This window comes from Rhodococcus sp. NFXS4, from assembly GCF_058139645.1.
This window is the reverse complement of sequence record NZ_CP192221.1, coordinates 177,426-201,834: the sequence shown is the minus strand read 5'-3', so window position 1 is coordinate 201,834 and position 24,409 is coordinate 177,426. Positions and strand designations below refer to the sequence as shown.

21 protein-coding genes are annotated in these 24,409 nt (G+C 68.3%); 16 read left to right on the top strand and 5 right to left on the bottom strand.

The features are described 5' to 3' along the window. Window positions 1–12 precede the first annotated feature (12 nt). From J4E04_RS00950 to nuoN, 13 genes are read left to right on the top strand one after another with little or no spacing between them, the layout of a single operon-like run. On the top strand, window positions 13–567 hold the full coding sequence (locus J4E04_RS00950) for a NuoB/complex I 20 kDa subunit family protein (protein ID WP_027506037.1): 555 nt from the start codon (window positions 13–15) through the stop codon (window positions 565–567). Further along, the gene (locus J4E04_RS00945) at window positions 564–1,211 is read left to right on the top strand and encodes an NADH-quinone oxidoreductase subunit C (RefSeq protein WP_222649955.1); all 648 of its coding nucleotides are present in this window, start codon (window positions 564–566) and stop codon (window positions 1,209–1,211) included. The genes J4E04_RS00950 and J4E04_RS00945 overlap by 4 nt, the downstream gene beginning before the upstream one ends. Then, window positions 1,211–2,521 carry an NADH dehydrogenase (quinone) subunit D gene (gene nuoD / locus J4E04_RS00940; protein ID WP_056440985.1) on the top strand — a complete coding sequence of 437 codons (1,311 nt, stop codon included), beginning with the start codon at window positions 1,211–1,213 and terminating at the stop codon, window positions 2,519–2,521. The genes J4E04_RS00945 and nuoD overlap by 1 nt, the downstream gene beginning before the upstream one ends. Further along, entirely contained in the window at window positions 2,518–3,366 is an 849-nt protein-coding gene (gene nuoE / locus J4E04_RS00935) for an NADH-quinone oxidoreductase subunit NuoE (protein ID WP_328811893.1), read from the top strand. Before nuoD ends, nuoE begins: the two co-directional genes overlap by 4 nt. Further along, window positions 3,363–4,679, top strand: a complete 1,317-nt coding sequence (gene nuoF, locus J4E04_RS00930) for an NADH-quinone oxidoreductase subunit NuoF (RefSeq protein ID WP_222629538.1) — start codon at window positions 3,363–3,365, stop codon at window positions 4,677–4,679. The genes nuoE and nuoF overlap by 4 nt, the downstream gene beginning before the upstream one ends. Next, a complete protein-coding gene (locus J4E04_RS00925) occupies window positions 4,676–7,051 on the top strand; it encodes an NADH-quinone oxidoreductase subunit G (RefSeq protein ID WP_490149708.1) in 2,376 nt (791 codons plus the stop codon). Before nuoF ends, J4E04_RS00925 begins: the two co-directional genes overlap by 4 nt. Continuing rightward, window positions 7,048–8,322 (top strand): NADH-quinone oxidoreductase subunit NuoH, encoded by a 1,275-nt coding sequence (gene nuoH, locus J4E04_RS00920; RefSeq protein WP_490149707.1) that lies wholly within the window; start codon window positions 7,048–7,050, stop codon window positions 8,320–8,322. The genes J4E04_RS00925 and nuoH overlap by 4 nt, the downstream gene beginning before the upstream one ends. After that, a complete protein-coding gene (gene nuoI / locus J4E04_RS00915; RefSeq protein WP_027506032.1) occupies window positions 8,315–8,839 on the top strand; it encodes an NADH-quinone oxidoreductase subunit NuoI in 525 nt (174 codons plus the stop codon). Before nuoH ends, nuoI begins: the two co-directional genes overlap by 8 nt. Continuing rightward, a complete protein-coding gene (locus J4E04_RS00910) occupies window positions 8,836–9,534 on the top strand; it encodes an NADH-quinone oxidoreductase subunit J (RefSeq protein ID WP_490149706.1) in 699 nt (232 codons plus the stop codon). Before nuoI ends, J4E04_RS00910 begins: the two co-directional genes overlap by 4 nt. After that, entirely contained in the window at window positions 9,531–9,830 is a 300-nt protein-coding gene (gene nuoK / locus J4E04_RS00905) for an NADH-quinone oxidoreductase subunit NuoK (protein WP_056440973.1), read from the top strand. Before J4E04_RS00910 ends, nuoK begins: the two co-directional genes overlap by 4 nt. Window position 9,831: 1 nt before the next feature. After that, the gene (nuoL, locus tag J4E04_RS00900) at window positions 9,832–11,718 is read left to right on the top strand and encodes an NADH-quinone oxidoreductase subunit L (protein ID WP_490149705.1); all 1,887 of its coding nucleotides are present in this window, start codon (window positions 9,832–9,834) and stop codon (window positions 11,716–11,718) included. Further along, on the top strand, window positions 11,715–13,262 hold the full coding sequence (locus J4E04_RS00895; RefSeq protein ID WP_490149704.1) for an NADH-quinone oxidoreductase subunit M: 1,548 nt from the start codon (window positions 11,715–11,717) through the stop codon (window positions 13,260–13,262). The genes nuoL and J4E04_RS00895 overlap by 4 nt, the downstream gene beginning before the upstream one ends. Beyond that, window positions 13,259–14,788 (top strand): NADH-quinone oxidoreductase subunit NuoN, encoded by a 1,530-nt coding sequence (gene nuoN, locus J4E04_RS00890; protein ID WP_490149703.1) that lies wholly within the window; start codon window positions 13,259–13,261, stop codon window positions 14,786–14,788. Before J4E04_RS00895 ends, nuoN begins: the two co-directional genes overlap by 4 nt. Before the next feature lie 123 nt (window positions 14,789–14,911). On the opposite strand, the gene J4E04_RS00885 is transcribed toward nuoN, so the two are convergent. Next, window positions 14,912–15,613 (bottom strand): type 1 glutamine amidotransferase domain-containing protein, encoded by a 702-nt coding sequence (locus J4E04_RS00885; RefSeq protein WP_490149702.1) that lies wholly within the window; start codon window positions 15,611–15,613, stop codon window positions 14,912–14,914. Between the two features lie 135 nt (window positions 15,614–15,748). Here J4E04_RS00885 and J4E04_RS00880 point away from each other — a divergent pair, with 135 nt between their 5' ends. Then, window positions 15,749–16,141, top strand: coding sequence for a hypothetical protein (locus J4E04_RS00880; RefSeq protein ID WP_490149701.1), 393 nt, complete (start codon window positions 15,749–15,751; stop codon window positions 16,139–16,141). Here J4E04_RS00880 and yczE read toward each other — a convergent pair. Then, entirely contained in the window at window positions 16,084–16,779 is a 696-nt protein-coding gene (yczE, locus tag J4E04_RS00875; protein WP_490149700.1) for a membrane protein YczE, read from the bottom strand. The genes J4E04_RS00880 and yczE overlap by 58 nt on opposite strands. Window positions 16,780–17,021: 242 nt before the next feature. Here yczE and J4E04_RS00870 point away from each other — a divergent pair, with 242 nt between their 5' ends. Then, window positions 17,022–18,437 carry a GGDEF domain-containing protein gene (locus J4E04_RS00870; RefSeq protein ID WP_307108066.1) on the top strand — a complete coding sequence of 472 codons (1,416 nt, stop codon included), beginning with the start codon at window positions 17,022–17,024 and terminating at the stop codon, window positions 18,435–18,437. Here J4E04_RS00870 and J4E04_RS00865 read toward each other — a convergent pair. Then, window positions 18,434–19,966, bottom strand: a complete 1,533-nt coding sequence (locus tag J4E04_RS00865) for an alpha/beta fold hydrolase (RefSeq protein WP_490149699.1) — start codon at window positions 19,964–19,966, stop codon at window positions 18,434–18,436. The two genes, J4E04_RS00870 and J4E04_RS00865, sit on opposite strands and share 4 nt — an antisense overlap. Before the next feature lie 261 nt (window positions 19,967–20,227). Beyond that, on the bottom strand, window positions 20,228–20,935 hold the full coding sequence (locus tag J4E04_RS00860; RefSeq protein ID WP_490149698.1) for a YoaK family protein: 708 nt from the start codon (window positions 20,933–20,935) through the stop codon (window positions 20,228–20,230). Between the two features lie 41 nt (window positions 20,936–20,976). Here J4E04_RS00860 and J4E04_RS00855 point away from each other — a divergent pair, with 41 nt between their 5' ends. After that, a complete protein-coding gene (locus tag J4E04_RS00855) occupies window positions 20,977–21,537 on the top strand; it encodes a YceI family protein (RefSeq protein ID WP_307096977.1) in 561 nt (186 codons plus the stop codon). On the opposite strand, the gene dnaB is transcribed toward J4E04_RS00855, so the two are convergent. After that, complete coding sequence (dnaB, locus tag J4E04_RS00850; protein WP_307108064.1) at window positions 21,534–24,173, bottom strand: replicative DNA helicase; 2,640 nt, start codon at window positions 24,171–24,173, stop codon at window positions 21,534–21,536. The two genes, J4E04_RS00855 and dnaB, sit on opposite strands and share 4 nt — an antisense overlap. Between the last annotated feature and the right edge of the window lie 236 nt (window positions 24,174–24,409).

The following is a 24,409-nucleotide window of genomic DNA, read 5'->3' as shown; positions in this document are numbered from 1 at the left end:
AGAAGTGATCGCATGGGATTGGAAGAGAAGCTGCCGAGCGGCTTCCTGCTGACCACTGTCGAAGGCCTCGCCGGCTTCGCCCGCAAGGGGTCTCTGTGGCCCGCGACCTTCGGACTGGCGTGCTGTGCGATCGAGATGATGTCGACGACGTCCGGCCGGTTCGATCTCGCCCGGTTCGGTATGGAAGCCTTCCGCGCCTCCCCCCGCCAGGCCGATCTCATGATCGTCGCGGGACGGGTGAGCCAGAAGATGGCACCGGTGCTCCGGCAGGTGTACGACCAGATGGCCGAGCCGAAATGGGTTCTGGCGATGGGTGTCTGCGCGTCCTCGGGAGGAATGTTCAACAACTACGCCATCGTGCAGGGCGTCGACCACGTGGTACCGGTCGACATCTATCTGCCCGGTTGTCCGCCGCGGCCCGAGATGCTGATCAACGCCATCCTGCAGTTGCACGCGTCGATCCAGGCGATGCCGCTGGGCGTCGACCGCGAGAGGGCCATCGCCGAGACCGAGAAGGCCGCGCTGAGTTCTCCGTCCGTCATCGACGCGAAGACGCTGCTGCGATGAGAGCGCGGGGCATGTTCGGAGTGCGCGGTTCGGGCGACACGTCGGGTTACGGCCGACTGGCGCCGCCGAAACCCCGACACGACAACGCGAGTCGACCGTTCGGTGGGGACCACGACGTCGTGGCGGACGCACTGGAGTCGGCGCTCGCGGCTCGGGGCGAACGTTGGGACGACGCCGTCGAGCGTGCCGTGCTCCACCGCGGTGAGCTGACTCTGCACATCGCGCGTACGCACCTGCCCGCTGTCGCGTCCGCGCTACGCGACGATCAGGCACTCCGCTTCGAACTGTGTCTCGGCGTCAGTGGCGTCCACCAGCCCGGCGAGACCGGACGCGAGCTGCACGCCGTCTACCATCTGCAGTCCATCACGCACGGTCGTCGGTTGCGTCTCGAAGTGTCTGTGCCGGAGTCCGACCCGCACATTCCGTCGCTGTGCGGCATCTACCCCACCACCGACTGGCACGAGCGCGAGACGTACGACTTCTTCGGCATCGAGTTCGACGGGCACCCGTCCCTGACACGCATCGAGATGCCCGACGATTGGGTGGGGCACCCGCAACGCAAGGACTACCCGCTGGGCGGCATCCCGGTGGAGTTCAAGGGCGCGCGGATCGCGCCCCCCGATCAGCGCAGGTCGTACAACTGATGACACTCGAGAAGGATCACACCACGCCGACCGTGTACACCGCGTCGGGCCAGGACTGGGACGAGATCGTCGACCTGGCCGGCACCGCCGGTGAGGAGCGCATCGTCGTCAACATGGGACCGCAGCACCCCTCCACGCACGGGGTCCTCCGCCTCATCCTCGAGATCGAGGGGGAGACCGTCACCGAGGCGCGGTGCGGAATCGGCTACCTGCACACCGGTATCGAGAAGAACCTCGAGTACCGGAACTGGACGCAGGGCGTCACCTACGTGACGCGGATGGACTACCTGTCGCCCTTCTTCAACGAGACGGCGTACTGCCTCGGCGTGGAGAAGCTGCTCGGCATCACCGACGACGTGCCGGAACGCGCGACCGTGATCCGGGTGTTGCTGATGGAACTCAACCGCATCTCCTCACACCTGGTCGCTCTGGCCACCGGCGGCATGGAGCTCGGCGCGGTCACCGCCATGCTCTTCGGATTCCGGGAACGTGAACTGATCCTCGACATCTTCGAGACGATCACGGGCCTGCGGATGAATCACGCGTTCGTCCGGCCGGGCGGGCTGGCGATGGACCTGCCCGACGACGCCGTGCCGAAGATCCGGGACCTGCTGCACCTGTTGCCGATTCGCCTGCGCGACATGAGCGCGATGCTGGACGACAACCCCATCTGGAAGGGTCGGACCCGCGGCATCGGGTACCTCGATCTCACCGGATGCATGGCGCTCGGGATCACCGGTCCGGTGCTGCGTGCCACGGGCTTGCCCCACGATCTCCGTCGCGCGGAGCCCTACTGCGGCTACGAGACCTACGAGTTCGACGTGATCACCGAACAGGAGAGTGACTGCTACGCGCGGTATCTCATCCGTGTCGACGAGATGAGCGAGTCGCTGAAGATCGTCGAACAGTGCCTCGACCGACTGGCGCCGGGGCCCGTGATGGTATCGGACAAGAAGATCGCGTGGCCTGCGGACCTGGTCTCGGGCCCCGACGGACTGGGCAACTCCCGCGAGCACGTGCAGAAGATCATGGACGGATCGATGGAGTCGCTGATCCACCACTTCAAGCTCGTCACCGAGGGCATCCGCGTGCCCGAGGGACAGGTGTACGTCGCGGTGGAGTCACCCCGCGGCGAGCTGGGTGTGCACATGGTCTCCGACGGTGGATCCCGGCCCTACCGTGTGCACTTCCGGGACCCGTCGTTCACCAATCTGCAGGCCGTCGCGGCGATGTGCGAGGGCGGCATGGTGTCCGACGTGATCGCGTCCGTGGCGAGCATCGATCCCGTGATGGGTGGGGTGGACCGATGAGCACACGGGAACCGGTGGCGATACCTTTCGGACCCCGTCCGGAGGAACGCGTCCAACTCGTGCGACCAGGCGCCCGGCGGACCTACCCCGAGGACGTGCTGGCTCGCCTCGAGGCGGACGCCGCCACCATCGTGGCCCGCTACCCGCGCGCCCGGTCCGCGATCATCCCGATCCTTCATCTGCTCCAGGCCGAGGACGGGTACCTCACCCCCGCCGCGATCGACTTCTGTTCGCACACACTCGACCTCACGGGTGCCGAGGTCGCGGCGGTGGCGACGTTCTACTCGATGTACCGCCGCGAGCCGACAGGCGACTACCTCGTCGGCGTGTGCACCAACACTCTCTGCGCCGTGATGGGCGGGGACGCCATTCACGAGGCCCTCGTCGACCACCTCGACGGCGTCACGGACGGCACCGTGACGCTCGAACACATCGAGTGCAACGCCGCCTGCGACTACGCACCGGTGGTGATGGTGAACTGGGAGTTCTTCGACAACCAGACTCCCGAGTCGGCGCGCACGCTGGTCGACGAACTCCGCGCCGGGCGCCCGGTCACCCCGACGCGCGGTGCGACCCTGTGCACCTTCCGCGAGACCTCGCGCATCCTGGCGGGCTTTCCCGACCCCCGGCCCGGCGCGCTCGACGCACCGACCGCCGGCGAGGCGACGCTGGCAGGCCTGCGTGTCGCGCGGGAGAAGGACATGCGCGCCCCCGAGCACGCGGAACCCGACGCGGCGGCGGCAGCCGAACCGCCGACGGACTCCACCCCGGACAAGCCCGCGCCCGCCCCGTCTGCCGATGTGCCCCACCCGGGCGGCACTGCAGCGAAGGAGGTCCGGCCGTGACACTCACCCCGGTTCTGAGCCGCTACTGGGACGAGCCCGAGTCCTGGACTCTGGACACCTACCGCCGCCACGGCGGGTACGACGGTCTCGCCGCAGCCCTGGCGATGACACCCGACGAGGTGATCGGCACGGTCAAGGACTCCGGCCTGCGTGGTCGCGGCGGCGCCGGCTTCCCCACCGGCACGAAGTGGAGCTTCATCCCCCAGGACGGCCCGACACCCGCGGACCAGACCGTGCCGCACTACCTGGTGGTGAACGCCGACGAGTCGGAGCCGGGCACGTGCAAGGACATGCCGCTGCTGATGGCCACACCCCACGCGCTGGTCGAGGGCATCGTGATCGCGGCGTACGCCATCCGCTCGTCGCACGCGTTCGTCTACCTCCGCGGTGAGGTGGTGCCGGTGCTGCGGCGGCTGCAGGCCGCGGTCGCCGAGGCCTACGCAGCGGGGTATCTGGGCACGGACATCCAGGGCTCCGGGTTCGATCTGGACCTCGTCGTCCATGCGGGGGCGGGCGCCTACATCTGCGGCGAGGAGACCGCACTGCTCGACTCCCTCGAGGGGCGCCGCGGCCAGCCCCGGCTGCGGCCACCGTTCCCCGCCGTGGCGGGCCTCTACGCGAGCCCCACCGTCGTCAACAACGTCGAGTCCATCGCGAGTGTGCCGACGGTCCTCGCGCGCGGGACGCAGTGGTTCCGCTCGATGGGCAGTGAGAAATCACCCGGCTTCACGCTGTACTCGCTCTCCGGCCACGTCACCCGCCCCGGACAGTACGAGGCGCCGCTCGGCATCACGTTGCGCGAGTTGCTCGAGCACGCGGGCGGTGTCCGCGCCGGGCACACGCTGAAGTTCTGGACACCGGGCGGATCCTCCACCCCGATCTTCACGGCCGAGCACCTCGACGTCCCGCTCGACTACGAGGGTGTGAGTGCCGCGGGATCGATGCTCGGCACGAAAGCACTCCAGATCTTCGACGAGACGACGTGCGTGGTCCGCGCGGTCCGTCGTTGGAGCGAGTTCTACGCGCACGAATCGTGCGGGAAGTGCACCCCGTGCCGCGAGGGCACCTACTGGCTGGTGCAGATACTCGCGCGCCTCGAGAACGGCACCGGATCGGAGGGTGACCTGCAGAAGCTGCTCGACGTCGCCGACAGCATCCTGGGAAAGTCGTTCTGCGCGTTGGGAGACGGTGCTGCCAGCCCCATCGTCTCGTCGATCGCCCACTTCCGGGACGAGTACGTGGCGCACGTGGAGCAGGGTGGATGCCCCTTCGATCCGCACCTCTCCACCCTGATGGCAGGACAACTGACATGACCGCGGTGCAGAACGACGGCGCGCGCGCCGAGACGACGGTGGACATCACCCTCGACGGCGTCCCGATGTCGGTCCCGAAAGGCACCCTGGTGATCCGGGCGGCCGAGATGCTCGGTGTGCAGATCCCGCGGTTCTGTGACCACCCGCTGCTCGACCCGGTCGGCGCGTGCCGGCAGTGCCTGGTCGACGTCGAGGGTCAACGCAAGCCCCTGGCGTCGTGCACCACGACGGTGTCCGACGGCATGGTGATCCGGACGCAGCACAGCTCGGAGATCGCCGAGAAGGCGCAGCGCGGAGTGATGGAACTGCTCCTGATCAACCATCCGCTGGACTGCCCGGTGTGCGACAAGGGTGGCGAGTGCCCGCTGCAGAACCAGGCCATGTCCACCGGCCGCACCGAGTCGCGCTTCACGGAGACCAAACGCACGTATCCCAAGCCGATCCCCCTGTCGACCGAGGTCCTGCTCGACCGCGAGCGGTGCGTCCTCTGCGCCCGGTGCACGCGCTTCTCCGAGCAGATCGCCGGTGACCCGTTCATCGATCTGCTCGAACGCGGTGCGCTGCAACAGGTCGGCATCTACGGCGCCGAGCCTTTCGAGTCGTACTTCTCCGGCAACACCGTGCAGATCTGCCCGGTGGGTGCACTCACCAACACCGCCTACCGATTCCGCGCGCGGCCCTTCGACCTGGTGTCGACTCCCAGCGTCTGCGAGCACTGCTCCAGTGGGTGCGCCCAGCGCACGGACCATCGCCGCGGAAAGGTGTTGCGTCGGTTGGCCGGCGACGATCCCGAGGTCAACGAGGAATGGAGCTGCGACAAGGGCCGCTGGGCGTTCGCGTACGGCACGCTGCCCGATCGACTCGACACCCCGCTGGTCCGACGCGGAACCACCCTCGAGCCCGCGTCGTGGTCGGAGGCCCTGGCGGTGGCCGCTCGGGGCCTGGCGGAGGCTCGCGGACACGCCGGCGTGCTCACCGGTGGCCGTCTCACCGTCGAGGACGCGTACGCCTACAGCAAGTTCGCGCGGATCGCGCTGGGTACCAACGACATCGACTTCCGGGCCCGCCCGACGTCCGAGGAGGAGACCGACTTCCTGTCCGCTCGGGTGGCCGGCCGCGGGATCGACGTCACGTACGCCGCACTCGAGGCCGCACCGATCGTCGTCCTCGTGTCCTTCGAACCGGAGGAGGAGAGCCCCATCGTCTTCCTCCGCCTGCGGAAGGCAGTGCGCGGGGGACACACTCGCGTACTGACACTGGCGCCCTTCGCGTCGCCCGGCAGCACGAAGCTGAGAGCCGACGTGCGTCCCACGGCGCCGGGGACGGAGGCCGCGGGGCTGGCGGACCCGGACGTGCTCGACCAGCTGCGCGTGCCGGGCGCGGTGATCCTCGTCGGCGAGCGGGCGGCGTCGAGCCCCGGCACCCTCGCCGCGGTCGCGTGCACCGCCGACACCACCGGCGCCCGCGTCGCGTGGATCCCCCGCCGTGCCGGTGACCGCGGCGCCCTCGACTCGGGTGCGTTCCCCACCCTCCTGCACGGAGGTCGCCGGGTGGACGACCCCGCGGTTCGGCGCACGGTGGCCGCGGCGTGGGGTGTCGACGATCTGCCGGCGACACCGGGCCGGGACACGGTCGGCATCCTCGGCGCTGACCTCCGCGCGCTCGTCGTGGCCGGTGTCGAGCTCGACGACCTCCCCGATCCCGAGGCGGCCCGCGCCGCGCTCGACCGAGTCCCCTTCGTCGTCGCACTGGACCTGCGCAGCAGCGAGGTGACCGACCGGGCCGACGTCGTGTTCCCGGTCGCCGCCGTCGCGCAGAAGGCCGGATCGTTCACCACCTGGGAAGGCCGCCGGCGCACGTTCGGAGCAGCACTCCCGACGCCGTCCATGATGGCCGACCTGCGGGTCCTCGACGCGATCGCCACCGAGATGGGTCACCGCCTCGGACTGCCGGACGCCGACGCGGCACGCCGCGAACTCGATGCGGCCGGGTCGGCACCCGGATCCCCCGACGTTCCGGACCGCGGCAGCGCGGCACCGACCGCCCTCGGCGCAGGAACCGCCGTACTGGCCGGCTGGCGGATGCTGCTCGACGCCGGGCGGATGCAGGACGGGGAGACCGATCTCGCCGGCACGGCGCGGACCCCCGTCGCCCGGCTGTCGCCCGCGACCGCGGCCGACACCGGGGTGTCCGACGGTGAGCCACTGACCGTCTCCACCGACTCGGGGTCGATCACGCTGCCGCTCCGCGTCACCGCCATGCCGGACCACGTGGTGTGGCTGCCGTGGAACTCGGCACCGTCCCGAGTGAGTGCGACCCTCCACGTCGCACCCGGTGCCGCCGTGCGTCTCTCGGCAGGAGCACCGTCATGACCGACCTCTCCGTCTTCGGGATCGACCCACTGTGGCTGGTCGTCGCCAAGGCGCTCGCCGTCTTCGGCTTCCTCGTGCTGACACCGCTCATCGCGATCTACGCCGAGCGCAAGGTCATGGCCTGGATGCAGATGCGCATCGGCCCCAACAGGGTCGGGCCGTGGGGCATCCTGCAGAGCCTCGCCGACGGTGTGAAGCTCGCCCTGAAGGAGGGGATCGTCCCGAGGGGCGTGGACCGTCCGATCTACCTGCTGGCACCGATCATCTCGGTCGTCCCCGCCTTCATGGCCTTCGCCGTGATCCCGTTCGGCCCCACCGTGTCGGTGTTCGGGCACATCACCCCGCTCCAGCTGACCGACATGCCCGTCGCGGTGCTCTACATCCTGGCCGTGACCTCGATCGGTGTGTACGGCATCGTCCTGGCCGGGTGGTCGTCCGGTTCCACGTATCCGCTTCTGGGAGCACTGCGCTCTACCGCGCAGGTGATCTCGTACGAGGTGGCCATGGACCTGAGCTTCGCGGCCGTGTTCCTCTACGCGGGCACAATGTCGACGTCCGGCATCGTCGCCTCGCAGGAGCGCCTGTGGTTCGTCGTGATGCTGCTGCCGTCGTTCCTCGTCTACATCACCTCGATGGTGGGCGAGACCAACCGTGCGCCGTTCGACCTCCCCGAGGCGGAGGGCGAACTGGTCGGCGGATTCCACACCGAGTACTCCTCGCTCCGGTTCGCCATGTTCATGCTCGCGGAGTACGTCAACATGGTCACCGTCTCGGCGCTCGCGACCACGCTTTTTCTCGGCGGCTGGCGCGCCCCCTTCCCGATCAGCCTGTGGGACGGCGCCAATCAGGGCTGGTGGCCCGTTCTCTGGTTCACGATCAAGGTGTGGGGCTTCCTGTTCGTCTTCGTCTGGCTCCGCAGCACCCTGCCACGCCTGCGCTACGACCAGTTCATGAACTTCGGGTGGAAGGTGCTCATTCCCGCTGCGCTGCTGTGGATCATGGTCATCGCGGCCGTGCGCGTCCTCCTCCTCGACTCCCCGCACGTCCGGCCGGTCACCGTGGTGGTGTCACTGGTCTACACCGCCGCCCTGATCGCCGTGCTCGCCCGGACGCTACGGCGTGGGCGCCTGGAACGGACCCACTCCGGTGCGACGGCGGACCAGCAGGGGGTCGATGCCGCGGCGGGCGGGTTCCCCGTGCCTCCGATGCCGGACCGCTCACCCGGTCCGGCCCGCCCTCGACCCATCACCAAGGAGACGACCGATGCCTGAATTCCTGGGACCTGTGGCGGGTTTCGGCGTCACCTTCGCCACCATGTTCAAGAAGCCGGAGACCGAGTCGTATCCGGAGGAGAAGGTGCCGACGGCGACGCGGTACCACGGCCGTCACCAGCTCAATCGCTACGCGGACGGCCTGGAGAAGTGCATCGGCTGCGAACTGTGCGCGTGGGCGTGCCCCGCCGACGCCATCTACGTCGAGGGCGCCGACAACACGGAGACCGAGCGGTACTCGCCCGGCGAACGGTACGGGCGCGTCTACCAGATCAACTACCTGCGGTGCATCGGGTGCGGTCTGTGCATCGAGGCGTGCCCCACCCGCGCCCTGACCATGACCAACGAGTACGAGATGGCCGACGACAACCGCGCCGATCTGATCTACGAGAAGACCGATCTGTTGGCCTCGCTCGCCGAGGGGATGGACGCGCCCCCGCACGCCATGGCCGACGGCGCCACCGACGAGGACTACTACCGCGGGGCCGTCATCGCCCGGCGGGAGGCGGACCGATGATCGTCTCGACCTCCGAGGCCATCGCCTTCTGGATCCTCGCCCCGCTCGCTCTCATCGGCGCGCTGGGCGTCGTGGCGTCGGCGAAAGCCGTGTACTCGGCTCTGTTCCTGGCATCGACGATGGTGGTGCTCGCGATCTTCTACATCGTCCAGGGTGCCGTCTTCCTCGGTGTCGTCCAGATCGTGGTCTACACCGGCGCCGTCATGATGCTCTTCCTCTTCGTACTCATGCTCGTGGGGGTGGACTCGTCGGACTCGCTCGTCGAGTCGCTACGGGGGCACCGCATCGCGGCCATCGTCGTGGGTCTCGGATTCGGTGTCCTGCTGATCGGGGGGCTCAGCAATGCCGCGCTGAACGACTTCCGCGGCTTCACCGCGCAGTCGCCGGCGAACGTCGAGGGGCTCGCCGAGCTGGTGTTCGTGCGCTACGTGTGGGCCTTCGAGCTCACCGGAGCGCTGCTCATCACTGCCACGATCGGTGCCATGGTGCTGACCCACCGGGACGCCGTCGGCCGGACCAGAACCCAGAAGGAGCTGTCGCAGGACAGGTTCCGCTTCGGAGACCGCGTGACACCGCTGCCGAGCCCGGGTGTCTACGCACGCCACAACGGTGTGGACCGGCCCGCTCGTCTCCCCGACGGCAGCGACGCCGAGTCGTCGGTCAGTCGGCAGTTCCGCGACGGGCCGAGCCGATGAACCCGGAGTACTACCTGTACCTGTCCGCGGCCCTGTTCACCATCGGCGCCGCCGGTGTCCTCCTGCGCCGCAACGCCATCGTCGTCTTCATGTGCATCGAGCTGATGCTCAACGCCGCGAACCTGGCCTTCGTGACGTTCTCGCGGATGCACGGCGGACTGGACGGACAGGTCTTCGCGTTCTTCACGATGGTCGTCGCCGCCGCCGAGGTGGTGGTGGGTCTGGCCGTCATCATGGCGATCTTCCGCTCTCGTCGATCCGTCTCGGTCGACGACGACAGTCTGTTGAAGTACTGACATGGCGACGACTCTGGTTCTGCTGCCGCTCATTCCCCTCGCCGGAGCCGTCGTGCTGCTGCTGGGTGGACGCCGGAGCGATGCGTGGGGCCACCTCCTCGCGTGCGCGGCGATGCTCGCGTCGTTCGCGCTGGCCGTCGTCGCCTTCGTCGACATGGCCGGACGCGCAGCGGAGGACCGCGCGCTCTCGCAGACGGTCTTCACCTACGTTCCGGTCGAGTCGCTGCAGATCGAGTTCGGTCTCCGCCTCGACCAGCTGTCGGTGTGCTTCGTCCTGCTCGTCACCGGCGTCGGAACCCTCATCCACGTGTACTCGATCGGGTACATGCGGGACGATCCCGCGCGCCGCCGATTCTTCGCGTACCTCAATCTGTTCGTGGCCGCGATGCTGCTGCTGGTCATGGCGGACAACTTCCTCGGCCTGTACGTCGGATGGGAGGGCGTGGGCCTCGCGTCGTACCTGTTGATCGGATTCTGGTCCACCCGGCCGTCGGCGGCCTCGGCCGCACGCAAGGCGTTCGTCGTCAATCGTGTCGGCGACATCGGACTGGCCGTCGCGCTGATGATCATGATCTCGTCCGTCGGATCCGTCTCGTACGACGACGTGTTCGCCGGGGTCGACGGCATGGGCGATGGCACCGCGACCGCCCTCGGCCTCGTCCTCCTGCTCGCCGCGTGCGGCAAGTCGGCGCAGGTGCCGCTGCAATCGTGGCTGGGTGACGCGATGGAGGGCCCGACGCCCGTCTCGGCGCTCATCCACGCCGCGACGATGGTCACCGCCGGTGTGTACCTCATCGTCCGGTCCGGGCCCGTCTTCGAAGCGTCCCCGGCCGCCCAGAACGTCGTCGTGCTGGTCGGCGCCGTGACGCTGCTCTTCGGGGCCGTCATCGGCTGCGCGAAGGACGACATCAAGAAGGCTCTGGCCGCGTCGACGATGAGCCAGATCGGGTACATGGTTCTCGCGACCGGTCTCGGCCCCGCCGGGTACGCGGTCGCGATCCTGCACCTGCTCACGCACGGATTCTTCAAGGCCGGCCTGTTCCTCGGCGCCGGGTCCGTGATGCACGCGACGAACGACGAGACGGACATGCGGCGGTACGGCGGACTGCGCACCGTTCTGCCCATCACCTACGTGACGTTCGGGCTGGCCTATCTCGCCATCATCGGTGTCCCACCGTTCTCGGGGTTCTTCTCGAAGGACGGCATCATCGAGGCCGCGATCGACGCCGGCGGTGCGAAGGGTGCGGCGCTCGGCGCAGCCACCCTGGTCGGCGCGGGACTGACCGCCTTCTACATGACGCGGGTCATGATCCTCACGTTCTTCGGCGAGCGGCGGTGGCGGAGCGGAGTCCACCCGCACGAGGCACCCGCGAGCATGACCGGCCCGATGATCGTGCTGGCCGTCGGATCCGTCGGTGCCGGTGCGCTTCTCGCGATCGGCACCCGATTGGAGGGATGGCTCGCCCCGGTCGTCGGTGAACACGACCCCGCACACCTCGTACCCGCGTGGGCCGTCACCCTCGCGGTGCTGGTGACCGTCGCCTCGGGGGTGGGCGTGGCCGTGCGCATGTACGGCCGATCGGCGGTCCCGGTGACCGCACCCACGGGGTCGGTCCTCACCGCGGCCGCTCGCCGAGATCTGTACGGGGACGCGGTGAACGAGGCCGTCTTCATGCGGCCGGGTCAGCGGGCGACCGCCGCGGTGGTCACCGCCGACCGCGTCGGCGTCGAGGGAGTGGTGAGTGCCGTCGCCACCGCGGTCCGGGAGTCCTCCACACGACTGCGCCGGTGGCAGAACGGGTTCGTTCGGTCGTACGCCCTCTCGATGTTCGCCGGGGCCGTCCTGGTGGTCGTCGCCCTGACCGTGGCACTGGGAGTGACGCGATGACCGACCTTCCCGTGCTGAGCGCGCTCTGGCTCCTCCCGCTGATCGGAGCGCTGGCAGTGATCGCCGTGCCGCCCACCCGGTCTGCGGCCGCCCGCGCGGTGGGGCTCACGACATCGTGCGTCGTGCTGATCCTCGCCGTGCTGTGTGCGATCGGATTCGAGGCGGGCGCGCCGGGATATCAGTTCGTGGAGGAGCACGAGTGGATCCCGAGCTTCGGTGCGGGCTACACACTCGGGATCGACGGCATCGCACTGACTCTCGTACTGCTGACCGCGGTCCTGGTCCCGATCCTCCTGCTGGCCGGGTGGAACGACACCCCGCCCGCGTCGCGCTCACGCCGCACCCACACCTACGTCGCGTTGATCCTCGTCGTCGAGTCGATGGTCATGGTCTCGTTCGTCTCCCTCGACATCCTGCTCTTCTACCTCTTCTTCGAGGCCATGCTCGTGCCGATGTACTTCCTCATCGGCGGCTTCGGCCGTGATGCCGGACGAGCGCGTTCCGCCGCGGTGACCTTCCTGCTCTACAACCTCGCGGGCGGGCTCGTCATGCTGGCGGCCGTCATCGGCCTGTACGTCGTCACCGCCTCGGATGCGAGTCCCTTCTCGGCGGGCACGTTCGACCTGCGCGCCATCGCGGACGCCGCGGCGGCCGGCGAACTCGGCGCCTCTCCCGGCGTGCTGAACGCGCTGTTCCTGGGATTCCTCGTGGCCTTCGCCGTGAAGGCGCCGCTGTGGCCGCTGCACACCTGGTTGCCCGGCGCGGCGACCGAGAGCACCCCGGCGACGGCGGTACTGATGATGGCCGTCGTCGACAAGGTGGGCACCTTCGGGATGCTGCGGTACTGCCTGCAGCTGTTCCCGGAGTCGTCGGCGACCTTCGCGCCGGCGGTGATCACGCTCGCCGTCGTCGGGATCGTCTACGGCGCGGTGCTGGCGATCGGCGCGACCGACATCATGCGCCTCATCGCGTACACCTCCATCTCGCACTTCGGGTTCATCATCCTCGGCATCTTCGCCATGACGAGCCAGTCGCAGGCGGGGTCCGCGCTGTACATGGTGAACCACGGGATCGCCACGGCCGCAATGTTCCTCGTCGCAGGGTTCCTCGTCACCCGGCGCGGGAGCGCGGTCATCGCCGACCACGGGGGTGTGCAGAAGGCGGCGCCCGTGCTCGCCGGCACGTTCCTCGTCGCCGGACTGGCCACTCTGTCGCTTCCCGGACTCGCCCCGTTCGTCAGCGAATTACTGGTCCTCGTGGGAACGTTCCCGCGCTACGGCGTCGCGGCGGTGATCGCGGCGTCGGCGCTGGTGCTCTCGGCGATCTACGTGCTGTGGCTGTATCAACGGGTGATGACCGGGCCCGTCGCCGCCGGCTCGGAACGGATCCGCGATCTCGTGCCGCGCGAGATCGCCGTCGTCGCTCCACTTCTCGTGATCGTCATCGCGCTGGGCGTGTACCCGAGACCCGCGCTGGACATCCTCACGCCGGCCGTCGAACGCACATCGGTCGAGCAACTCGAGACAGGAGTGGCCGCGCCATGACCATCGACACCCCGTCCCTCGAGTACAGCCTGCTGTCGCCCATGATCATCGTGCTGGCGGCCGCGGTGATCGGCGTCCTGGTCGAGGCGTTCGTTCCCGCCGATCGGCGCCGCGTCACCCATCTCGTGCTCGCCCTCGGCGCACTCGCGGCAGCGTTCGCCGCCGTCGTCGCGCTGGCCGGAACCAGCACCGTCGCCGCGGTGGGGTCGGTGGCCGTGGACGGGCCCACACTGTTCCTGCAGGGGGTCATCGTCGCGGTGTCCGCGGCGTCGGTCGTACTGATGGCGCATCGCTCGTCCGACCATCCCGAAGTGGCTGCGGTCGATGCCTTCACGCCCGCGGCGTCCACGGTGCCGGGCACCGTCGCCGAGGCCCGTGCCGTCACCGCCCGGGTCACCCGTACCGAGATCTACCCGCTCACCCTGTTCGCCGTCGGCGGCATGATGGTGTTGCCGGCCTCGAACGATCTGCTGAGCATGTTCGTCGCGCTCGAGGTGCTCTCACTCCCGCTGTACCTGCTGTGCGGGCTCGCGCGTCGTCGGCGTCTGCTGTCCCAGGAGGCGTCGCTCAAGTACTTCCTCCTCGGAGCGTTCTCGTCGGCCTTCTTCCTGTTCGGCACGGCGCTGCTCTATGGCTACGCGGGCAGCGTCCGACTCGACGACATCGCCGATGTGGCCGACGGGGACCAGGTTCTCGGCGTGCTGGGGGTCGGTCTCGTGGCCGTCGGCCTGCTGTTCAAAGTCGGTGCGGTGCCGTTTCATTCGTGGATCCCCGACGTGTACCAGGGCGCACCCACGCCCGTGACCGCGTTCATGGCCTCGGCCACGAAGGTGGCGGCCTTCGGCGCGCTGCTGCGCATTCTCGTCGTGGGCGTGCCCGATCTCCAGGACGCGTGGCGGCCGATGCTGTGGGCCGTCGCCATCGTCACCATGCTCGTGGGAGCCGTGATCGCGGTGGCGCAGACCGACGTCACGCGGATGCTGGCGTACTCGTCGATCGCCCACGCGGGCTTCATCCTCACGGGTGTCTCCGCGGGAGCGGCGGGCGTGTCCGCCACGCTGTTCTATCTCGCGGCCTACGCCTTCAGCACACTCGGCGCCTTTGCCGTGGTGTCCCTCGTGCGAGATCAGGGCGGCGAGGTCACCGAACTGTCCCGGTGGGCGGGCCTCGGACGATCATCGCCCCTGACCGCAGCGGCCTTCGCGCTGTTCCTGCTCGCCTTCGCCGGCATCCCGTCGACGAGCGGCTTCACGAGCAAGTTCGCCGTCTTCCAGGCCGCACTCGAGGACGGCGGTGCCGTGCTGGTGATCGTCGGCGTCGTCAGCAGTGCCATCGCCGCGTCGTTCTACATCCGCGTCATCGTGGTCCTGTTCTTCACCGAACCGGAGGGACCCTCGGCGACGATCACCCACGGAACGGGCGCGACCGTGGCCGTCGCCGTCTCGGCCGTCGCCACCGTGGTGCTCGGGGTCTTCCCGCAACCGTTGCTCGACCTCGCCGAGCGGGCTGCAGCCGCGATGGTCTGACCCCCTTCCCCCCGCCCGCTCCCGGCGAGTACGTCCGAACCGTCGTGAATCGGCGGGGAATCGCGACAGTGTGGACGTACTCGCGGGGGGGTCAGCGGGCGCCGGGAGTCAGCCGGGGTGCCGTCAGCTCAGAGCAGCGACGAGCCGATCCGCCAATGCCTTGGTCGATGCCGGGTTCTGGCCGGTGTAGACGGTGCGATCGACGATGACGTGGGGCGACCAGGCATCCGCCGCCGAGAAGCTCGCTCCACCGTCACGCAGACGGGTCTCGAGCAGCCAGGGCGCCTTGTCGGCCAGTCCGGCCTGCTCCTCCTCCTGGTTGGTGAAGCCCGTGAGCTGGTAGCCGGAGAAGGGCCAGCTGCCGTCGTCGCGCTTCGCCGACAGCAGCGCGGCGGGTGCGTGGCACACGGCCGACACGATCTTGCCCGAGTCGAGGAACTCGGTGACAAGGGCGCCGAAGTCGTCCGACACCGCGAGGTCCTCCATCGGACCGTGGCCACCGGGGACGAAGACCGCGTCGAAGGACGACGCCGTCTGATCCTCGAGGCGCGCGGGTGACGCGAGCACGTCCTTCACCGACTCCAGGTACGACCTCAGATCGGCGACCTTCGCCTCGTCGCCGCCGTTCGCCTCGACGGCCAGCGATCCCTCGTCGACGGTCGGGGTCACACCACCGGGCGTCGCGACGACGATGTCCCAGCCGGCCTCGGTGAAGGTCCGGTGCGACTCGACGAGCTCCTCCGCCCAGTACCCGGTGGGGTGCGCGGTTCCGTCCTTCAGCGTCCAGTGATCCGATCCGGTGACCACGTACAGAAGCTTCGTCATGCGGTGATGTCCGTTCGTCGAGGGGTACTTGCCGTCATGGTGTACCCGTCCGCGCCGTACTGACCCGGGAACGGATGAAGCTCATCGGTCGTTGGGGGAGTAAAGCCCGTCACACCACACTCTGCGAGGTACACCATGAGCGGAAAAGGACAGTTCGGTTTCGATCCCGAGGACTTCGAGCGCGTCGCTCGCGAAGCGGGCGAGGGCCTGCGGGACATGCTGGGCCAGGCCATGAAGATGGCCGATCAGTCGGGCGGAGGCGCTCCGTGGGCCGGCATGTTCACGCCCGCCGCGACCAAGTCCACCCCGGAGCCGGAGACCACGGGTCAGAAGGGCGACGGGGTGTGGGCCGTCTACTCCGTCGACTCCGACGGGTCGGCGAGCGTCGATCAGGTCTTCGCGACCGAACTCGATGCTCTGCGTGCCCACCGGGACAACGTGGATCCGAATCGCAAGGTCCGATTCCTTCCCTACGGTGTCTCGGTCGGGATCCTGTCGGCCGGTTCGGAGCTCTCCACCGAGGAGTGATCTCCTCCTGCTCGCACCGTGCAATTCCGGGCCGTGAACTTCTGGGCCGTGAACTTCTGGGGCATCACGCCGAGGAAGAAGTGCACCAGCGGGCCGATCGCGAGCGCGTACAGCACCGTCCCCACACCGGCCGTGCCGCCGAGGAGCCATCCGGTTCCCAGCACCGCGAGTTCGATGGCCGTGCGCACCAGGCGCACGGACAGTCCGCTCCGCGCGACGAGTCCTGTCATCAGGCCGTCGCGCGGACCCGCGCCCAGGCCGGCCGAGATGTAGGCCGCCGTGGCGAGACCGTTGAGCACGACTCCTCCGGTGAGCAGCGCTGCGCGTGACGGGATCGAGGCGACTTCGGGCAGCCAGTCCAGCGCGAGGTCGACGCTCACCGCGATGATGACGATGTTCGCGACGGTTCCGATGCCCGGCCGCTGACGCAACGGGATCCACAGCAGCAGCACCATCACGCCGGTCACCGCCGTGATCGCCCCGAAACTGATCGGGAGCCGTGCGGCCAGCCCCTGGTGGAACACGTCCCACGGGTTGAGCCCGAGACCACCGGTGATCATCATGGCCATCGACGTGCCGTAGAGCGTGAGGCCACCCACGAGCAGGGTGGTCCGGAGTGCGAGGTCGCGGGCGTTCATGTCTCGAGTCTGTCCGCCCGTCCACTGCTCGAGTCCAGTCCACCGACCGGCAGTGGACTGAATATCGGTCCTCGTACCGGAACCGGAGACGTGGGCGAGCGCGGCGCCTCAGCGCGAGTGAGCAGTCTGCCGCATCGGTCGCCACGTGCGGTTGCGGTAGTAGATACTGCACTCGATAACAACGAAGCCGTTGGGGACGACTGAGATGTCACAGGGGGTTCCCGTCCATGCGAAGGACGACCTTGCCTGCGACACCCGAGCCGGACATGCGCAGTCCGGCCGCGCGCGCCGCGACCGACATCGCCCTCCTGACCGCCGCCGTCTTCATCGCGGCGATCATCGGAATCCATTCGCGGCCACCGGGACTTCTCGCCTCGGTGTGGGTGGCCAACGCGGTGGCGCTGAGCGTCTTCGTACGCTGGCCCCGCACCTTCACCGCGCCGGCGGCCGTCGCAGCGCTGCTCGCCCTCGTCACCGCGGACCTCGTCTCGGGTACCGACGTCTACGCTGCGGTCGCGTTCAATGTCGCGAACATCGTCGGGGTCCTCGGAGGCACGCTGGTGATCCGGCGGCGGCACCCCGAGCCGATGACCCTCGCGGGATCCGCGGACTTCGCCAGAATGTGCCTCGGCATCGTCGTCGCCGCCCTCCTGTCGACGACCGTCGCCACCCTCTCGAGCGGCCGGCTGGGACCGCACGCACCCGCCGTCGAGGCTCTGAGCTGGTTCGGATCCGAGCTCACGAGCTACCTGCTGATCGTCCCCGTCCTACTGTCCTTCCGCGCGTCGACGCCGCGCCGCCGCACCGGCCCCGCCTCGCTCCGGCGCCTGATCACGGGTGAGACGGCACCGATCGCGCTGACCGTCCTGCTGATGCTGGCCGGTCTCATCGTCCAGGGCCCGTTGCTGCTCGCGCTGCCGCTGCCCGCGCTGCTCTGGTGCGCCACCCGCATCCCCATCTTCGGCACCGCGCTGCTCACCGCACTGTGGTCCGCGTGGACGCTGCTCTTCCTCGGACGCGGGGAACTCCAGACCGGTGGGCTGCTGGGCGCGGACGGCCAGGACGGCGCCTCCGCGGTGCTGTCCGTCGCGTTGGTCGCACTCGGACCGCTGCTGGTCGCCGCCGTGTCGCTGGACCGGATGGCCGTGCAGAACAAGCTCCGCGAGGCCCTCGAGTACGACAGTCTCACCGGCGTCCTCTCCCGCGCCGCCTTCCTGCGACGGAGCCAGCAGCGCCTCGACACCCTCATCACCGACTCGCGGCCGGTCGCGCTGCTCATGCTCGACCTCGACCACTTCAAGTCCATCAACGACACGCTCGGCCACGCCGTGGGCGACATCGCGTTGGTCCGCAGCGCCGCCTGCATCCTAGGTGCCCTACCGGACGACGCGATCGCCGGGCGCATGGGCGGTGAGGAGTTCGCGATCCTCCTCCCGCACGCGGATCAGGAGGACGCCGCCTCCATCGCCGACTCGATCCGCCGCGATCACGAACGGCTGCACGTCCTCTCGTCGCGCACGGCGACGGTGAGCATCGGGTTGGCCTGGACGAGCTACGCCCCGCAGTCCGTCTCGCCGCTGCTCGTGTCCGCGGATCATGCGCTGTACGACGCGAAGCGACGCGGCCGGAACACGGTGGTCGCGGTCAGCCTCGACTAGGCCAGATCCTGCACCAGGGACCGAATGATGTTCAGTCCCTCGTGTCGCCGATGGTGCGCATGCATCGGGTGATCGAGCGATGCCATCCTCACGACGGACAGCGGCGAGCCCGATCTCGACTGCGCTCGATGCAGCCTGGCACCGAAGCGGTTCTCGAGATACTCGAGCCCGTCGTCGTTCGGAGAGAACGCGAGCACGACCGGGAACGCCGACGTCGCGAGCTCCTCGAGCCACCGACCGGGTGCGCACAGCGGCGCTCCCGCCTCGAGACGATCCCACTCTCCGGAGACTGCTCCCGCAGCGATCGCGGCGATCTCGTCGGCTCGGCGCTTGCGAGTGTCCGACATCAGGGCTTCCACCGGATCGCCCTCCTGCCAGTACAACTGGGGGTTGAATGCGACGACCCCGTCCACTGCCGACGATCGGGCGGCACGCAGACCGATCCAGGCACCTGCACAGATACCCGCGAGCACGATGCGCTCGTGGCCGGACTGGCGCAGTGCCGTCACCGCGTCCACCACGTCGTGCACCGTGTGACCGTCGTACGGCCGACCGGGTGCATGGCCCTCGTCCGGACTCTCGCCCCAGCCGAGGAAATCCAGCCGTACGGCTGTCGTACCCTCGGCCGCCAGGGCACGTGAGAATTCGACCCACACCCGGCCGGACCCGACATGGGATTCTGAGCCGGTGTTGAGGAACACCACGGTCACTCCTGTCGACCGGGAGGGGACTGGGGACGAGATCACCGCGGCGAGTCGATGAGGGCCGAGCGTCGTCACCGCCTCGCTGATTCCGTGCTCGCCGAGAACCACACCACTGCGGTGAGAGTCGTCGGTCTCGACCTCGTCAGCGGTGGCAGCGATCGGGGCCAGATACTCGACGATCCGAGCGACGTGCCCAACGGGCACCGTGGCCTCCTCCGTGGGCACGTCGAGCATCGATCCGGCCCCGCCGCACACATGGTGCTCGACCTCCACCGCGTTGTCGCGGAGACGCTGCACCAATGCCGACGAGGCAGGACGGTCGTCTCGGTCCAACACGAGCACCTCGCGCGCCGGCTTCCCCAGAGTCCTCGACGACGCGGATGCCACGTCTGCGAGAAAGGTGTCTGTGAGAACCGTTCCCGCGAGCGTCCGCGCCGAAGCGTGTCCGTAGACGTTCTCGTCGTCGGGCACCTGCGTCGACAACATCGACAGCTCCCTCGCGTACCGCTTCCCGTCCGTGACCGCGGCCCACGCGATCACGCGGTCCACGGAGAGCGCGGACGCGGAGGACAACGCCAGCAGTCCGCCGAGTCGTAGCCCGACGAGCGACACCGAATCGGCGCCGGCCCGACGGACCTCGGCCACCGCCTCGGCGATGTCGTCGTGCCACGTCGACATGACGGCGCCACTCCACAGATCACCGCGGGCGTCACCGGTCCCGCGGAGATCCAGCCGAAGCACCAGAAAACCCTGCGCGGCCAATGATTCGGCGAGTACGCGGAGTGCCCGATGCGAGGTCCAGTACTCGTAACCGAAGGGCGGCACGATGACGACGCCACAGCGGCTGGGCGACGAGGAGCGGGTCAGCCATCCGAAGGATGTGTCGCCCGTCGGTCCGAACCATCGGCCCGTCGTCGACGTGGAAACCGCAGCAGGGAAAGGGGCAATCACGACAAACCTCCGGAAGCAGACTGTGCGACACAGTATGCACACAGAATTTGGGGGACATGCCTGTTCTGTCCGGAAATTCATCCGCTCGACCGACCACTGAGATGGGCCGGTCCGCGACCTGAGGCAAGGTCGGGCTCAGGCCACGACCTGCCATGGTCGCTCGCGGCGCCCCACCGCCCACACGACCACGAGGATCGCCGCGAACAACGCGGCCACGAGCACCAGTGTCGCCACCACACCCGAATGCAACACCACCACGGTGCCCAGGATCGCACCGAGGAACATGGCGACGACGGAAGAGAGCCGACGCAGTACAGCCGCCCCGTCCCGTTTCGGGAGATCGGACCCGATGCCGGTGAGGGCCATCGTCAGCACGGTGGTGGTCATGTCCGGGACGGCGAGATGCCGCACCGCCGCGTTCTGCAGCCCCAGGCCCAGCGCGAGCAGCACGACGATGACGTATCCGCGGCCGGGACCGTCCACCATGAGGATCGCGGCGATCAGCGACGCGAGCGCGAGGACGAGCTCGACCCCGAGTGCGTTGCGCAGCAGATGATCTCGTCGACGACCGACCCGCGTGATCAGTGTCCCACCGACCATCGCGCCCACCAGGAATCCGACCAGGGCGAGCACCGAGCCCCACAACGAGAAACCGGGCGCCCCGCCCAGTGCGAAACCGATGAACACGACGTTGCCCGTCATGTTGGCCACGAACACTCGACCGAGAGCCAGCAGGCTGAGCGCGTCGATCGCACCGGTGACGACCGTGACGGCCAGCAGGATCATCGGTAGCGGCCCGTGGCGGGGATGCGCGACGTAGTCCGAGAAGCCATGTGTGGTCACGGCCACGCATTCTGCCCCAGCAGCGCGGATACAGTCGGGTGATGACCACCTCGAGCAGGACCCTGACCGCGGCGGACGGCACGCTGAACGTCCACACCGGGGTGACCGGTCGAGCGTCGAAGATGGGGCACCGGCTGACCATCGCGTTCCGCGACTGGAGCGTCACCGTCGACGAGTCGGACGGCGCTCCGACGGCCGTCACGGTTCGGGTGCGCGTCGACTCCATGGAGGTCGTCAGTGGCGAGGGCGGCGTCACACCGATGTTCGGCCCCGAGAAGATGCTCGCGCGGTCCAACGCCCTCGGCACGCTGGACGCGTCGGACCATCCCGAGATCCGCTACGACGCGACCACCGTCGAGTCGACGAAGGACGGCTACCGTCTCGACGGCACGCTGACGATCCACGGCGTGACACGCGAGCACACCGTCGACCTTTCGGTCTCCACCTCCGACGGGACGACGCACGTCGCCTTCGACGCGGTGGTGACGCAGACGGACTTCGGCGTGAAGCCCTACTCCCAGCTGCTCGGATCGATGAAGGTCGTCGACGACGTCGACGTGTCCTTCTCCGCCTCGATCTCCCAGCCGGCCTCGGCGGACTAGCCGCGCGCCATGTCGACGAAGCGCGACAGGTGCAACTGGTGCGCCACCGTGATGGTGGCCGTGGGTCCGTTGCGGTGCTTGCCGAGGATCAGGTCGGCCTCGCCGCCGCGGGGATCGTCGCGCTCGGTCGCATCCGGACGGTAGAGCAGGATCACCATGTCGGCGTCCTGCTCGAGCGAGCCGGACTCACGAAGGTCCGAGACCATCGGCTTCTTGTCCGTGCGCTGCTCGGGACCACGGTTGAGCTGACAGATGGCGACAACCGGAACCATGAGCTCCTTGGCCAACAGCTTCAGCGATCGCGAGAAGTCCGAGACCTCCTGCTGACGCGACTCCACCTTCTTGCCGGACGACATCAGCTGCAGGTAGTCGATGACGATGAGCTTGAGATCGTGTCGCTGCTTGAGTCGCCGCGCCTTGGCGCGGATCTCCATCATGGTGAGGTTGGGGGAGTCGTCGACGAAGAGTGGTGCCTCGCTGATCTCGCTCATCCTGCGGGCGAGGCGGGTCCAGTCGTCGTCCGTCATCTTTCCCGAGCGCATGTCGCCGAGCTTGATCTTGGCCTCGGCGGAGAGGAGACGCATGACGATCTCGGTGCGGCTCATCTCGAGCGAGAACATGACGCTGGCCATGCCGTGCTTGATGGAGCACGAGCGCATGAAATCCATTCCGAGAGTGGAGTTGTGTGTCGGCACCATCGAACGACCGGCGAGATAGAGGTGGTCCGTGTTATCGACCTCGACACATCTGACCGGCACCGAGTCGACGCGACGAACGTCGACGATGAAGCGACTCGAAGACCTGGACACATTCGACGAGGCACGACGCTCTTTGTGCAGCAACTGCTTTCGATGCAGACCGAAGACCACATCATCGGTCGAGAAGGTGAGTGTGAACGCCGTCGACGACGCCTCGGTGCGTCCTGCCACCCTCTTCGTCGATCGATGTACTCGGTACCCCAGACTGACGATGAGTTCCTCGACGTCGAGTGCCAGTCGCTCATCGGTGACACTGAACTGCGCGGATCCGCCTGCCGTGACGGTCCCGTCGGTGTCCAGCAGGCCGGCGAGTACAGCTCGCCGCTGCGACTCCGACGACCTGAGGTACTCCATGGGAATGTGCTTGTTGTTCAACACACCGAGTGTTCGGAGGCGAGCTTGCACCGTCCCCGTGGCGTTTCGGCACTTCTGGCACATCCGAAGTCCGGTGCACAGCTCACCGCAGAGCGGGCACAGCGGCTGATCCACCACGTCATCCTGGAAACGAGCCCGGCCACCGCATGAACGGCCGCAGGTACGCACCTGAGAAGAGAACGGCACGAAGCGTTTTCCGCACACCGTACAGAATTTGGCCGGTACAGGTTCGGGTGCGGGAAGCTGAATCGAGTATCGCAACTCAGCTGCTGCGGATCGAACGGCCACCAACCCCTCACCTTCGATCCGAGCAATGATCTCGGGATCGTCGGAGGTGATCTGCGCGCAAGCGCTGGTGCCGTCCCCCAACCACGCGCCCAGCGTGTAGGGAGGGACGGAAAGGACCGCGTCCGGACGCTGGATCGGCTTCGCGTTGGTCACCGAGTGATTCAGTCGAGCGTCCTTGGTCGCGCACCTGACCGAACCGGCGATCTGCTCGGTGGTGCGCACCTCGGCGAACGTTCCTTGGTTCTTGGTCCTGTTGTATCGAGCAGCCGCAGCCTGCGCCGACTTTCGCGATGCGCGGGTATCCGTGAGCCACTGATGCTCCGCGTCGGCCACGATGACCGTGCCGTCGGAGAACTCGACCTCGTAACACGGCCTACCGACCATCACGTCGGTCGCAGCGACGACCCGAGTCGCAGATCCGGACGCATCGATGAGATGGTCCCCGACCTCGACTTCACCCATCGTCGTCCACCCAGTGGGCGTCGCCAACGGCGTGTCGAGGGCGAGCGCCTTGCCCACACCAGGCCTCGCCGCGACGATGATCATCTGGCCCGGATGCAGACCGTTGGTCACCTCGTCGAGCTCGGTGAAGCCGGTGGGGACACCGTTCGACATGCCGCCGCGGCTGGCGATGGAGTCGATCTCGTCCATCGTGGGCTGCAGCAGTTCCTCGAGCTGGACGAAGTCCTCCGCGGTACGACGCTCGGTGACCTCGTACACCTCGGCCTGAGCCCGGTCGACGACTTCGGACACGTCCTGACCGTCCGCGCCCGCGTAGCCGAACTGGACGATGCGCGTACCGGCCTCGACGAGGCGACGCAGGATCGCCTTCTCGACGACGATCTCGGCGTAGAACGACGCGTTGGCCGCCGTGGGGACCGTCTGCGTCAGCGTGACGAGGTAGGGCGGGCCGCCGATGCGCTTGAGCTCGCCGCGCCGTTCGAGCTCCGCGGAGACGGTGACCGGGTCGGCGGGGTCGCCGCGGCCGTACAGATCGAGGATGGCGTCGTAGACCATCTGGTGGGCCGGGCGGTAGAAGTCGCCGGGACGCAGAACCTCCAGGACGTCCGCGATGGCGTCCTTGCTGAGCAGCATGCCGCCCAGAACGGACTGCTCGGCAGCCATGTCCTGAGGGGGCTGACGACCGAAGTCCTCACCGGGCGCCTCGGACGGCCCCTGGTAGTCGTTCGTTCCCCGATCGTCCACGACTGCCACAGAAGTTCGCCGCCCTCTCGCTCGACCGAAGCTCGCCCCCGGAGATCTCGTCCGTCCTCGGCCGTGTCGGCCGAGTCCGTGCTCACCACGTTGTACCCCCGGCCTCCGACACGGTCCGAACACGTGACTGCACGCGCGTGCGCGAGCGGCTGTCCGGCGGTCGACGAGGCCCGTCGATGGTGTGCCGGAGGGACGTTAGGTGCTCGGTCCGCCAGCACCAAACGGGCCTGTTGAGC

Bases quoted from the DNA above. Each gene is read 5' to 3' on its own strand.
- nuoH (WP_490149707.1), top strand. From the start codon at position 7,048: ATGACCGACCTCTCCGTCTTCGGGATCGACCCACTGTGGCTGGTCGTC.
- yczE (WP_490149700.1), bottom strand. From the start codon at position 16,779: ATGAACGCCCGCGACCTCGCACTCCGGACCACCCTGCTCGTGGGTGGC.
- nuoI (WP_027506032.1), top strand. From the start codon at position 8,315: ATGCCTGAATTCCTGGGACCTGTGGCGGGTTTCGGCGTCACCTTCGCC.
- J4E04_RS00880 (WP_490149701.1), top strand. From the start codon at position 15,749: ATGAGCGGAAAAGGACAGTTCGGTTTCGATCCCGAGGACTTCGAGCGC.
- nuoD (WP_056440985.1), top strand. From the start codon at position 1,211: ATGACACTCGAGAAGGATCACACCACGCCGACCGTGTACACCGCGTCG.
- J4E04_RS00925 (WP_490149708.1), top strand. From the start codon at position 4,676: ATGACCGCGGTGCAGAACGACGGCGCGCGCGCCGAGACGACGGTGGAC.
- J4E04_RS00950 (WP_027506037.1), top strand. From the start codon at position 13: ATGGGATTGGAAGAGAAGCTGCCGAGCGGCTTCCTGCTGACCACTGTC.
- nuoK (WP_056440973.1), top strand. From the start codon at position 9,531: ATGAACCCGGAGTACTACCTGTACCTGTCCGCGGCCCTGTTCACCATC.
- J4E04_RS00855 (WP_307096977.1), top strand. From the start codon at position 20,977: ATGACCACCTCGAGCAGGACCCTGACCGCGGCGGACGGCACGCTGAAC.
- J4E04_RS00885 (WP_490149702.1), bottom strand. From the start codon at position 15,613: ATGACGAAGCTTCTGTACGTGGTCACCGGATCGGATCACTGGACGCTG.
- J4E04_RS00895 (WP_490149704.1), top strand. From the start codon at position 11,715: ATGACCGACCTTCCCGTGCTGAGCGCGCTCTGGCTCCTCCCGCTGATC.
- J4E04_RS00945 (WP_222649955.1), top strand. From the start codon at position 564: ATGAGAGCGCGGGGCATGTTCGGAGTGCGCGGTTCGGGCGACACGTCG.
- nuoE (WP_328811893.1), top strand. From the start codon at position 2,518: ATGAGCACACGGGAACCGGTGGCGATACCTTTCGGACCCCGTCCGGAG.
- nuoL (WP_490149705.1), top strand. From the start codon at position 9,832: ATGGCGACGACTCTGGTTCTGCTGCCGCTCATTCCCCTCGCCGGAGCC.
- J4E04_RS00910 (WP_490149706.1), top strand. From the start codon at position 8,836: ATGATCGTCTCGACCTCCGAGGCCATCGCCTTCTGGATCCTCGCCCCG.
- nuoN (WP_490149703.1), top strand. From the start codon at position 13,259: ATGACCATCGACACCCCGTCCCTCGAGTACAGCCTGCTGTCGCCCATG.